Annotated in this window: 13 protein-coding genes; 9 read left to right on the top strand and 4 right to left on the bottom strand. The window is 61.9% G+C overall.

Translation table 11 applies throughout. From position 1 onward, the window contains the following. Positions 1–73: 73 nt before the first annotated feature. Both ACIPO9_RS23315 and ACIPO9_RS23320 read left to right on the top strand, forming a co-directional pair. The gene (locus tag ACIPO9_RS23315; RefSeq protein ID WP_274129943.1) at positions 74–367 is read left to right on the top strand and encodes a hypothetical protein; all 294 of its coding nucleotides are present in this window, start codon (positions 74–76) and stop codon (positions 365–367) included. A gap of 151 nt (positions 368–518) precedes the next feature. Next, complete coding sequence (locus ACIPO9_RS23320) at positions 519–1487, top strand: L,D-transpeptidase family protein (RefSeq protein ID WP_400609823.1); 969 nt, start codon at positions 519–521, stop codon at positions 1485–1487. 605 nt (positions 1488–2092) lie between these two features. Here the strand turns inward: ACIPO9_RS23320 and oprI are convergent. Further along, on the bottom strand, positions 2093–2344 hold the full coding sequence (gene oprI, locus ACIPO9_RS23325) for an outer membrane lipoprotei OprI (RefSeq protein WP_025113130.1): 252 nt from the start codon (positions 2342–2344) through the stop codon (positions 2093–2095). Between the two features lie 683 nt (positions 2345–3027). Between oprI and ACIPO9_RS23330 the strand changes: the two genes are divergently transcribed. Further along, the gene (locus tag ACIPO9_RS23330) at positions 3028–3309 is read left to right on the top strand and encodes a GNAT family N-acetyltransferase (RefSeq protein WP_274136801.1); all 282 of its coding nucleotides are present in this window, start codon (positions 3028–3030) and stop codon (positions 3307–3309) included. A gap of 73 nt (positions 3310–3382) precedes the next feature. Here the strand turns inward: ACIPO9_RS23330 and ACIPO9_RS23335 are convergent, their stop codons facing one another. After that, positions 3383–4459 (bottom strand): 3-deoxy-7-phosphoheptulonate synthase, encoded by a 1077-nt coding sequence (locus ACIPO9_RS23335; RefSeq protein ID WP_274136803.1) that lies wholly within the window; start codon positions 4457–4459, stop codon positions 3383–3385. 256 nt (positions 4460–4715) lie between these two features. On the opposite strand from ACIPO9_RS23335, the gene ACIPO9_RS23340 reads away from it, so the two are divergent. The 5 genes from ACIPO9_RS23340 (at position 4716) to cysB (ending at position 8708) form a co-directional block, all read left to right on the top strand. Beyond that, the gene (locus ACIPO9_RS23340; RefSeq protein ID WP_274136805.1) at positions 4716–5051 is read left to right on the top strand and encodes a thioredoxin family protein; all 336 of its coding nucleotides are present in this window, start codon (positions 4716–4718) and stop codon (positions 5049–5051) included. A 26-nt stretch (positions 5052–5077) separates the two neighbouring features. Then, complete coding sequence (locus ACIPO9_RS23345) at positions 5078–6037, top strand: putative 2-dehydropantoate 2-reductase (RefSeq protein ID WP_400783783.1); 960 nt, start codon at positions 5078–5080, stop codon at positions 6035–6037. Between the two features lie 39 nt (positions 6038–6076). Next, positions 6077–6979 carry a 5'-nucleotidase gene (locus tag ACIPO9_RS23350; RefSeq protein ID WP_400611153.1) on the top strand — a complete coding sequence of 301 codons (903 nt, stop codon included), beginning with the start codon at positions 6077–6079 and terminating at the stop codon, positions 6977–6979. 96 nt (positions 6980–7075) lie between these two features. Further along, on the top strand, positions 7076–7576 hold the full coding sequence (locus ACIPO9_RS23355) for a universal stress protein (protein ID WP_274136807.1): 501 nt from the start codon (positions 7076–7078) through the stop codon (positions 7574–7576). Between the two features lie 157 nt (positions 7577–7733). Further along, positions 7734–8708, top strand: coding sequence for an HTH-type transcriptional regulator CysB (gene cysB, locus ACIPO9_RS23360; protein WP_062382408.1), 975 nt, complete (start codon positions 7734–7736; stop codon positions 8706–8708). Positions 8709–8824: 116 nt separating this feature from the next. Here cysB and ACIPO9_RS23365 read toward each other — a convergent pair whose 3' ends face one another. Continuing rightward, positions 8825–9559: a phosphoadenylyl-sulfate reductase gene (locus ACIPO9_RS23365; RefSeq protein WP_274136735.1), complete on the bottom strand. Its 735-nt coding sequence runs from the start codon at positions 9557–9559 to the stop codon at positions 8825–8827. Between the two features lie 169 nt (positions 9560–9728). Here ACIPO9_RS23365 and thrH point away from each other — a divergent pair, with 169 nt between their 5' ends. After that, positions 9729–10346 carry a bifunctional phosphoserine phosphatase/homoserine phosphotransferase ThrH gene (gene thrH, locus ACIPO9_RS23370; RefSeq protein ID WP_400783786.1) on the top strand — a complete coding sequence of 206 codons (618 nt, stop codon included), beginning with the start codon at positions 9729–9731 and terminating at the stop codon, positions 10344–10346. A 97-nt stretch (positions 10347–10443) separates the two neighbouring features. On the opposite strand, the gene pabB is transcribed toward thrH, so the two are convergent. Beyond that, a complete protein-coding gene (gene pabB / locus ACIPO9_RS23375; RefSeq protein ID WP_400783788.1) occupies positions 10444–11790 on the bottom strand; it encodes an aminodeoxychorismate synthase component I in 1347 nt (448 codons plus the stop codon). Positions 11791–11857: the final 67 nt, after the last annotated feature.

The raw sequence follows: 11857 nt of genomic DNA on the forward strand, positions 1-11857 counted from the left end.
AAAATAAAGGCCTCCAGCCCTTTTCTGGACCGGGGCTTTCGGCTAAGGTTGCGCCCCCGATCTGGAGCCCCCGATGCGCCGTCCTGCCTGGTCCCTGTTTGCCTATCAATTGATCGAGCCCGATGAGCAGCTCGACCTGTTCGCGTGCCAGGAAGTTCGTGTGCATCTGGCCGCCCGGCAACTGGAACTGGCCGGTTCGGCCGACCGCACCCTGTGCGGCTCGCTCCTGCCTGCCCAGCCGCGCTGGTCGGCGGTCGAGCAGGCGATCTACAGCGACGAGCGACTGTGCCCGCTGTGCCGCGCGATCATCGACGCCCAGCGCCGGGGCTGGCAGCCCATTTGGCCGGAACTGGACCAGACGGTCTGAAATATTCCTCCTGGCCGAGCCCCCGATTCGACGTCACCTGAACCGCAGGTGAACGTGCAGCCTTGCAAGCCGTCGCGCCTACTCCCGAAGGGGCGGGCGGGCGTGTACAATCTCGGCCATTCAAGCCTTCCGTTACCCAAGGATTCCCCGGATGTTGTCGCGCATTCCAGCTTTCGCCCGCTGTCTGTCGCTTGCTGCACTGTGTGCGGCCGGCCCTGTCTCCGCCCTGGAGTTCCCGTTGCCTCCTCCCGGCGAGGACATCATCGGCCAGGTGCAGACCGTCACCGCCAAATACGAAGACACCTTCGCGGACCTGGGCACCAAGTACGACCTGGGCTATCTGGAAATGATCGCCGCCAACCCGGGCGTCGACGCCTGGCTGCCGGGCGCGGGCACCCAGGTGATCCTGCCAACCCGTTTCATCCTGCCGCCAGGCCCGCGTGAAGGCATCGTCATCAACCTGGCCGAGTACCGTCTGTACTACTACCCGAAGGGCAAGAACGTGGTGTACACCTTCCCGCTGGGTATCGGCCGCGAGGGCTGGGGGTCGCCGATCTCCACCACCAAGGTGACCGCCAAGACCCCTAACCCGACCTGGACGCCACCGGCATCGGTCAAGGCCGAGCACGCGGCCGACGGAGACATCCTGCCTAACGTGGTGCCGGCCGGCCCGGATAACCCGCTGGGGCCGTTCAAGTTCGGCCTGGGTATTCCGGGTTACCTGATCCACGGTTCGAACAAGAAGTTCGGTATCGGCATGCGTACCAGCCACGGGTGCTTCCGCATGTACAACAACAACGTGCTGGAGATGGCGGGGATGGTGCCGGTCGGCACGCCTGTGCGGATCATTTCCGAGCCGTACAAGTTTGGTGTGAGCGGTGGCAAGGTCTATCTCGAGGCGCATACGCCGCTGGACGAGAGTGGCAATCCTTCGGTGGTGGACAAGCATACGGCGGTGATCAATGCGCTGCTCAAGCGTGAGGATCTGGCCAACAGTCTGCGCATCAATTGGGATGAGGTGCGGGATGTGGTGGCTGCCGAGGACGGTATGCCGGTCGAGATCGCGGTGCCGGGGAATGCGGCTCCTGTTGTCGGCGGGGCGCCTGTTACCCTGCAGTAAGCGTTCTGTCGCCCTCTGATCGTTCCCACGCTCTGCGTGGGAATGCCTTGAGTGACGCTCTGCGTCGCTGGGGGCGGCATTCATTGGGTGTATATCCGTTGTTTGGGGTGGTGCTGAGTGCGCCTTCCGCCCTTACGGCGGGTCACTTTTTCCAAGAGCTGAAAAAGTAACCAAAAAAGCCCTGCGACAGGCTGGGGTCCTTCGGACTTCCCTCGCTCCGGCGCCGTTCCGGGGGCACGCCGTGATGGGCCGTCCCTGGCCCGCACGGCTTTCGCGGCATCCATGCCGCTCATCCCCCTCCACGACACCTGCGCTCGGCCTGGCGCCTTGACGTCGCATTCTGCGGCGCCTGTGCCATCGCGCATGAAGATCAAAAGCCAGATCAAAATCTAAAGCACGCCACCGTCCCGTAGCAGCACGGCTTGCCGGCGGGGGCGTCCTCGAAATCGCCCCCGCCGGCAAGCCGTGCTGCTACGGGATCTGCGGTGTTTGTGCCTGGGTCGGTCCGTGCCGCAGGCCCGGGATGACGCGTGCATCCTCAAACTGCAGGCAATAAAAAAGCCGACCCGGAACCGGATCGGCTTATCAATAATCCCGAGGGATTATTACTTGCGGCTAGCCTTGTCCAGCATGCGCAGAGCACGCTCGTTGGCTTCGTCGGCAGTTTGCTGAGCTTTCTGAGCAGCAGCCAGAGCTTCGTCAGCCTTGCGGTAGGCTTCGTCAGCACGAGCTTGTGCACGAGCAGCTGCGTCTTCAGTAGCAGTCAGACGAGCTTCGGTTTCTTTGGATGCGCTGCTGCAACCGGTAGCCAGAACTGCGGCCAGGGCCAGAGCAGAGAATTTCAGAACGTTGTTCATCGTGTTCCCCTTAAAGGACTTCTATCAAATTAATCATCTCTCGAAAATGAGAAAATGACCGGCGTACATACTACCCATTGTTTGTAGTAAGTAAACGGACTAAGCGCAAGAACCGCATAAAATTCTTAGCTTTGAAAGCCTTCCGTGCGACTCCTCACGCTTTTTATCCGGAAAAAGCCTCATGCTGTCAGGCAATTACGCTTGTCAGCAGGACGGGGGCGGACGGTTGTGCCGACAGGCTCCCGATGTCATCAGTGGGTCGAAAGTACTTCGTCCAGGCGGTGGCCAGGAGACGTTGAGCCACGTTGCAACCTTTTTTGTATAGACGATGATCGGCGAGGATGCTCGATTTTTGTTGCGTTGACGTGACTTTGCCCCATGGATGCCGTCTTAACAGGCATTCTCCGGCGATCCGGGGCCTTCGTTGTGCCATCACGCCGGATACGCGGGCGGGCTTTTACTGCGGATTCACTTGAGCAGATTCCACAATGGTGCCTACTATTTGCAGGTGCTCGTTTGTTTGAGATCAGCAAGGCTCGTTCTCGGTGTCCAGACCAGGCACGGGGTGGCGTAGCAGGCAGTGCGCGAACGCAGAGGTGCGTTGGCCCTGACTGAAGAGGTTCCTTCGCCGGACAAACATCGGTAAGGTAGGGGTCAAAATCCAAGACCCGCGAGGAGTAGTGATGAGCGAGGCGCTGTCCATTCACCATGACAAGACCGGCCACCAGTTCGAAATCAACATCGACGGTCACCGGGCTTACCTGACGTACATGGATCTGGGGAAGCAGACCCTGGACATCTATCGTACCTTCGTGCCCAACGCCTTGCGCGGGCGCGGCATCGCGGCGGCCTTGACCGAAGTGGCCCTCGATTACGCCGAGAGCATGGGCTACACCGTGATTCCTTCCTGCTCCTACGTCGAACGCTACATGGAACGTCACCAGCGCCAGGCCGCGAAGATCTGAAGAAGATCTGAAAAGCACTATCATGAAAAACGCCGAGCATTCGCTCGGCGTTGTCGTTTCAAGAACTGTGAAATCAGCCGCGCTTGCGCTTGGGCAACACGTCCTTGAGCTTGGCATGCATGCTGCGCAGGGTCTTCTCGGTGGTTTCCCAGTCGATGCAGGCGTCGGTGATCGAAACACCGTATTCCAGGTCCGCGAGGTCCTTCGGAATCGACTGCGCGCCCCATTTCAGGTGGCTTTCGACCATCAGGCCAATGATCGACTCGTTGCCTTCCAGAATCTGGTTTGCGACGTTTTCCATGACCAGAGGTTGCAGCGCCGGGTCCTTGTTGGAGTTGGCGTGGCTGGCGTCGACCATGATGTTCGGCTTGACCTTGGCCTTGGCCAGGGCCTGTTCGCACAGGGCGACGCTGACCGAGTCATAGTTGGGCTTGCCGTTGCCGCCGCGCAGCACCACGTGACCGTAGGCGTTGCCCTTGGTGGTGACGATGGACACGCCACCTTCCTGGTTGATACCCAGGAAGCGGTGCGGGCTGGAAACCGATTGCAGGGCGTTGATGGCAACGGTCAGGCCGCCGTCGGTGCCGTTCTTGAAGCCGACTGCCGAAGAAAGTCCCGAGGCCATCTCGCGGTGGGTCTGGGATTCGGTGGTGCGTGCGCCGATGGCCGACCAGCTGATCAGGTCCTGCAGGTACTGCGGGGAGATCGGGTCCAGCGCTTCGGTGGCGGTCGGCAGGCCTTTTTCAGCCAGGTCCAGCAGCAGCTGGCGGCCGATGTGCAGACCGTCCTGGATCTTGAAGGAGTCGTCCAGGTACGGGTCGTTGATCAGGCCCTTCCAGCCGACCGTGGTGCGCGGCTTTTCGAAATAGACGCGCATCACCAGATACAGGGTGTCCGACAGCTCGGCGGCCAGGGCCTTGAGGCGCTCGGCATATTCGTGAGCGGCCTTGATATCGTGGATCGAGCAGGGGCCGATCACGATGAACAGGCGGTGGTCCTTGCCATCGAGGATGTTGCGGATCACTTCGCGACCCTTGCTCACGGTGGCCTGTGCGGCGGCGGTGAGCGGGATTTCGCGCTTGAGCTGATCCGGCGTGATCAGTGTCTCGTTGGAGGCGACGTTAAGGTCGTCAATCGGTAAATCAGCCATCGTGTTACTCATCAGGTCACGGGTGCTGGCCGCCAACGGTCCCCGTGCGGCGGAGCCTAGCGTGATTGAGGGCAGCGGGGTGCCGAACCTTAGCGCGTTAACCCGTACTTCGACAATGGGTAAACTCAAGCTTTCGTCCGATGCAGCGGGCTTATGGCAACCGTTTGCCTGCCCAGGCGCGCACCGGGCCGCGCTTTGGCTTGCGGAGCGGGCGGGCAGTGCGGATATAGTGTGCGCAAGACCTGGGGAGATTGGCGTGGATCAACTGCAACTGACAGACTTCGATGTCGATCGACAACTGCTGACCCTGCCCGGCACATCGCTGCTTATCTTCACCGGCGCCGGTTGTTCCAGTTGCCGCTGGGCCCGACAGCATTTGCCGGAACAATCATTGCCCGTCGAGCGCCTGTGCTGGATCGACGCCGAAGAAAACGGCGGCGCGGTGCAGCGTTACGGGGTGTTTCACCTGCCTTCCGTGTTCGTCGTGCGTGACGGCGAATTCTACGGCGCCTTGCGCAGCCAGCTTTCTGCCCCAGCCATCATCGCTGGCCTGGATCAGGCGCTGGTCCGCGCGCCTGACGACTTGCCATGAATCCATAGCCTTGAGTTGAGAGAGCCATGAGCGAAACCCTCCACACGCCCCGCATCGGCATTATCGGCACCGGCGCCATTGGCGGTTTTTATGGCCTGATGCTGGCGCGCGCCGGCTTCGACGTGCATTTCCTGCTGCGCAGCGAGTTCAGCGCGGTGTCGCAGAACGGCCTGCACATAGACAGCCAGGTCCACGGGGCCTTGAGCCTGGAGAACGTCCAGGCCTACTCCTCGGCGGCCGACATGCCGCCCTGTGACTGGCTGCTGGTGGCCGCCAAATCCACCGGTACCGGCGGTGTGGCCCCGGCCATCGTGCAGGCGGCTGCGCCAGGGGCCAAGGTGTTGATGCTGCAGAATGGCCTGGCGGTCGAAGATGAACTGCGTGCGGTACTGCCCGATTCGCTGCATGTGCTGGGCGGCCTGTGTTTCATCTGCGTGCATCGCACAGGGCCCGGCCAGATCACCCATCAGGCGTTCGGCGCGGTGAACATCGGTTACCACAGTGGCCCGGCCCCAAGCGATGCCGCGAGCCTCGGAATCGTGGAGCAGGGCGCCGCGCTGTTCCACGCCGCGGGGATCGAGTCGGTGGCCATGGCCAATCTGGGCAAGGCCCGCTGGCAGAAGCTGGTGTGGAATGTGCCTTACAACGGGCTTTCGGTATTGCTCAACGCCAGCACCACGCCGCTGATGGCCGACCCGGACAGCCGCGAACTGATCCAGGGGCTGATGGCCGAAGTGGTGCAGGGCGCCGAGGCCTGTGGGCATGTGCTGCCTGAAGGTTACGCGGCGCAGTTGTTCAAGGTCACCGAGCAGATGCCGGACTACCGCCCCAGCATGCACCATGACTTCACCGAAAAGCGCCCGCTGGAGCTTGACGCCATCTACGCAAAACCGCTGGCGGCCGCGCTGGCGGCGGGCTGCGACATGCCCAAGATTCGGGCCTTGTACCACGCGCTGGCGTTTATCGATCGGCAGAATCGCCGATAGCCAGGCACCTTGGGGGACACCATGGCCAACGATCTGACCATGAAAAGCGCAAGTAACAAGCTGGTTCTGGCGATTTCCTCGCGGGCGCTGTTCGATCTGCGGGAAAGCCACGCGATCTATGAACGGGACGGCGTGGCTGCCTATCGCCAGTACCAGATCGACCATGAAGACGAAGTGCTTGAGCCCGGGGATGCCTTCCTGCTGGTGGAAAAACTGCTGAGCCTCAATACCAGCCTGACCCAGGCACGGGTCGAGGTGATTCTGGTGTCGCGCAACAGCGCCGACACCGGGCTTCGGGTGTTCAACTCGATTCAGCACTATGGCCTGGACATCTCCCGCGCCGCCTTCGTCGGTGGCCGCAGCCCGTTTCCGTATCTGGCGGCGTTTGGCAGCCATCTGTTTCTGTCCACTCACGCTGAAGACGTGCGCAGCGCACTGGATGCCGGTTTCGCCGCCGCGACCATTCTGTCCGGCGGCGCTCGTCGTGCAGCCAGTGCTGAGTTGCGAATTGCCTTCGACGGTGACGCAGTGCTGTTCTCGGACGAATCCGAACGGGTCTATCAGTCGGGCGGTCTTGAGGCGTTTCAGGCCAGCGAGCGCGAGGCGGCGCGTCAACCCCTGCCCGGCGGGCCGTTCAAGCCGTTTCTTGCCGCGCTTAACCTGCTCCAGCGCGAGTTCCCCGAGGAGTCCTGCCCGATCCGCACCGCATTGGTCACCGCCCGCTCGGCCCCAGCCCATGAGCGCGTCATCCGCACCCTGCGTGAATGGAATATCCGGCTGGACGAGTCGCTCTTTCTGGGCGGTCTGGACAAGTCGGCTTTTCTGGAGGCCTTCGCCGCCGACGTGTTCTTCGACGATCAGCCGGGGCATTGTGAGCGTGCCCGGGAAGTCGTGGCCACCGGCCATGTCCCCCATGGCATCAGCAACGAGCTAAAACCCTGAACCTTTAGACCGGAAACTTGTATCAAGCCCGCCGATTCGTCCCGGCGCTGCTAAGCTGATCTGTGTCTGGGCCTTTGAAGGCTGGCAGGAGGTCACATGATTCGCTCGATGCTGTATGCCACGGACCTCGGTCTCTACGCGCCTTTTGTCCTGCAGCATGCACTGGCGCTGGCGCGCTCATTCGGGGCCGAGTTGCATGTGGTGCACGTCGTCGAGCCGATGGGGCTGTTCGCCGAATCCGTACTGCAGAGCTACCTGGCAGAGGACGTGTTGCGCGAGCTGCACAGTGAAGGCATCAACAACGTGATCGAAGGCATCGAGTCGTCCGTGCTCGCCGGTTTTCGTGATGAGTTGGGGGAGGGCAATCAGGATCTTGCGCTGATTCGCAGCGTGCGGGTGGTCCAGGGGGATCCGTCCAAAGTGATCCTGGAACAGGCGCAACGGCTGGAGGTCGATCTGCTGGTGGTGGGCAGTCACAGCCACGGTGCAGAGGGGGATACGCCGATCGGCCGCACGGCTGCGCGAATTCTACAGCTTTCCCATGTACCTGTTTATATGGTCCCGATGGTGCAGAACCGCAGTGGCTCGTGGGCCTGAGGAGGACAGGCCGGGGGCGAGATAGAGGCTGCGTGCCATCAGACTCTGAAAATGCTGGCTAAAATTTATAAAAAGTTCTAACTTTGCCTTCTTGACCATTAATCCAGTTATATACCGTCGTGATGCCCGTGGCGTCTTCCGGCTTTGAGGGATACATATGAAGCTTCAGCAATTGCGCTACATCTGGGAAGTGGCGCACCACGACCTCAACGTTTCGGCGACGGCGCAGAGCCTTTACACCTCGCAGCCGGGCATCAGCAAGCAGATCCGTTTGCTGGAAGACGAACTGGGGGTCGAGGTTTTTGCACGCAGCGGCAAGCACCTCACACGTGTCACGCCGGCGGGGGAGCGGATCATTACCACTGCGGGGGAAATCCTGCGCAAGGTCGAGAGCATCAAGCAGATCGCCCAGGAATTCTCCAACGAGAAGAAAGGCACGCTCTCCATCGCGACCACCCACACCCAGGCACGTTATGCGCTGCCGCCGGTGATCAGCAATTTCATCAAGCAGTACCCTGACGTGGCGCTGCACATGCATCAGGGCTCGCCGATGCAGATCGCCGAGATGGCCGCTGATGGCACCGTGGATTTCGCCATCGCCACCGAAGCGCTGGAGCTGTTCGGCGATCTGGTGATGATGCCGTGCTACACCTGGAACCGCTGCGTGGTGGTGCCCCAGGGCCATCCGCTGACCAAGCTGCCCAAGCTCACGCTGGAAATCCTCGCCGAATACCCGATCGTCACCTACGTGTTCGGTTTCACCGGCCGCTCCAAGCTGGACGAAGCCTTCAGCCACCGTGGGCTGACCCCGAAAGTGGTGTTCACCGCCGCCGACGCCGACGTTATCAAGACGTATGTGCGCCTGGGTCTGGGTGTGGGCATCGTGGCCAAGATGGCGGTCGATCCGAAGCTGGACAGCGACCTGGTGGTGCTCGATGCCAGCGAGCTGTTCGAGGCGAGCATCACCAAGATCGGCTTCCGTCGCGGCACTTTCCTGCGAGGCTTCATGTGCGACTTCATCGAGAAATTCGCCCCGCACCTGACCCGCGACGTCATGGCCAAGGCGATCCAGTGCCACAACAAGCAGGAGCTCGAAGAGCTGTTCGACGGCGTGGTGCTGCCCGAGCATTGATCCCCGGAGCCTGATTTCTGTAGGAGCGCGCTTGCCCGCGACGGCGTCGAGTCTGATGACTCTGTGTTGCCTGACACTACGCTGTCGCGGGCAAGCGCGCTCCTTCAGAGGTTGCATCAGGCTTTCGAGATCAGGTTGCCGGCATGCAGGCCGCATTCCTTCTGCGTGGCTTCTTCCCACCACCAGCGGCCTTCGCGTTCGTGCTGGTTTGGCAGCACCGGGCGGGTGCAGGGTTCGCAGCCGATGCTGATGAAGCCGCGCTCGTGCAGGCTGTTGTACGGCAGCTCCAGCATGCGGATGTAGTTCCACACCTCGGCGCTGCTCATCTGCGCCAGCGGGTTGAACTTGTACAGCGTGCGCTCGGGCGTGGAGAACGCGCCGTCGATCTCGGCCACCGCCACGTTGTTGCGGGTGCCCGGGCTCTGATCGCGGCGCTGGCCGGTGGCCCAGGCTTTCACGTCCTTGAGCTTGCGTCGCAGCGGCTCGATCTTGCGCACGCCGCAGCATTCGCCGTGGCCATCCTTGTAGAAGCTGAACAGGCCCTTTTCCTTGACGAAAGGCTCAAGCTTCTCGCGGTCCGGCGACACGATGTCGATGTCGATCTTGTACTGCTCGCGCACCTGATCGATGAAGCGATAGGTTTCCGGGTGCAGGCGGCCGGTGTCCAGGCTGAACACCTTGACGTTCTTGTTGATCTTCCACGCCATGTCGACCAGCACCACGTCTTCGGCGCCACTGAAGGAAATCCACAATTCGTCGCCAAACTGCTCGAAGGCGAACTTGAGGATGTCCTGGGGGGACTTGTTGGCGTAGGCCGAGGCGATTTCCTCGACATTGAAAGGATGACTCATCAGGCGGCTTCCTAATCAAGAGTGGCGCTTAGGCGCTCGTAATGGCGCAGATGGTAACAAAAACCTTCAGCCGATTGCCGCAAAACCTGCGTTTGCGCAGGACGGTGCAGGCTGGTTAGAGTGCAGCTTGCCGACCCATCGCCTCCATGAGGCGCACAAGGAGTGAACTGTGGAAATTGCCTGTCTTGACCTCGAAGGGGTGCTGGTTCCGGAAATCTGGATCGCGTTCGCCGAGAAAACCGGCATCAAGTCGTTGCGTGCTACCACCCGCGACATTCCTGATTACGATGTGTTGATGAAGCAGCGGCTGCGTATTCTCGACGAGCACGGGCTCAAGCTCGCCGACATCCAGGAAGTGATCGCGACCCTCAAGCCCCTTGATGGCGCCGTGGAGTTCGTCAACTGGTTGCGTGAACGCTTTCAGGTGGTGATCCTCTCCGACACCTTCTACGAGTTTTCACAGCCCTTGATGCGCCAGTTGGGCTTCCCGACCCTGCTGTGTCATCGGCTGGTGACGGATGAGGCCGGCAGGGTGACCGATTACCAGCTGCGCCAGAAGGACCCCAAGCGCCAGTCGGTGCTGGCCTTCAAGAGCCTCTACTACCGCGTGATCGCCGCCGGGGATTCCTACAACGACACCAGCATGCTGGGCGAAGCCGATGCAGGGATTCTGTTCCATGCGCCGGACAACGTGATTTGCGAGTTTCCCCAGTTTCCGGCAGTGCACACGTTCGATGAGCTCAAGCGCGAGTTCATCAAGGCGTCGAATCGGGTGTTGAAGTTGTAACTGGACGCTGTCCGTAGCAGCACGGCTTGCCGGCGGGGCGGTGTGTCAGGCGAAATTGTCGTCACAGCCACACCGCCCCCGCCGGCAAGCCGTGCTGCTACAACGCCTCAAGCGTCTGCATCAGCACCCGCACTTTGGTGAAGGTTTCCTGGTACTCGGCTTCCCACTGGGAATCGGCGACGATCCCGCCGCCGCCCCAGCAGGAAATCTGCCCGGCCTGGGCCAGCAGGCTGCGGATGGCGATCGAGCTGTCCATCTCGCCGCGCACGTCCAGGTACAGCAGCGAGCCGCAGTACAGCGAGCGACGGCTGGGTTCGAGTTCGTCGATGATCTGCATCGAGCGGATCTTCGGCGCGCCGGTGATCGAGCCCCCGGGGAAGGAGCCGCCCAGCAGGTCCAGCGCGTCCTTGTCGGCGGCCAGCTCGCCGGTCACCACGCTGACCAGATGGTGCACGTTGGGGTAGCTTTCCAGGCCAAACAGTTGCGGCACCCTGACCGATCCTGTGCGGCAGGTGCGGCCCAGATCGTTGCGCAACAGGTCAACGATCATCAGGTTTTCCGCACGGTCTTTCGGGCTCGCCAGCAGTTCCTCGGCATAGGCGGCATCCTCGGCTGGCGTTTTCCCGCGCGGGCGGGTGCCCTTGATTGGCCGGGTCTCTACCTGGCGCTGGCTGACTTTGACGAAACGCTCCGGCGACAGGCTCAGGATGGCATCGCCGTCAGCCAGGCTCAGGTAACCGGCGAACGGCGTCGGGCAGGCGACGCGCAGGGCCTGATACGCCGCCCACGGATCGCCACGGTATTGGGCGCGAAAACGCTGGGCGAAGTTGACCTGATAGCAGTCGCCGGCCTGGATGTAGGCGTGAATGCGTTCGATGGCCTGTTGATACTGCCGGGCATTGATGTCGGTTGCGAAGGGGGCGCTCAGGTGGAAGCTGGCATCGTCTGCCGTGGGCAGTGGCTGCGCGAACAGTTCGATCAGGCGCTTGCGTTCGTCGTCGGCCAGCGCCGGATGGAACACCAACTGGCTGCTGCGCATCTGGTGATCGCTGACCATTGCCCAGCAGTAAAGGCCCAGGCGTGCCGTTGGCAGGTGCAGGTCATCCGCTGCCTGTGCAGGAAGGGGTTCGAGCAAGCGTCCGAAATCGTAGGCCAGATAACCGATCAGGCCGCCGGCAAAGGGCAGGGGGCTGTGTTCGGGCAGTTGCGCATCGCCAAGTCGGGCAAGGCTGTCGCGCAGGCGCTGGAGGAATGCAGCGCCGGTTTCGTCGGCCGCAGGTGCCAGGGTTTCCAGCGGCCAGGCACTGAGGATGTCGAACTGTCCGCGATCCGCCTCGGGGCGGCCGCTGTCCAGCAGCACGGCGCCGGGGGCGTGGCGAACGAGGGAGAAGTACCCGGTCGGGTCGGCGTGGTAGGCGAGCGGGTATACGGAACAGATTGGCATGGCAGGAAAAGACAGTCGTGGCGCGCGGACGGCGATTGTAGTCCTCCGGGGGGCTGGCTCCTAGAGG

Origin of the sequence: Pseudomonas sp. NPDC090203 (assembly GCF_044746765.1) — a bacterium.
GTDB lineage: Bacteria > Pseudomonadota > Gammaproteobacteria > Pseudomonadales > Pseudomonadaceae > Aquipseudomonas > Aquipseudomonas putida_AD.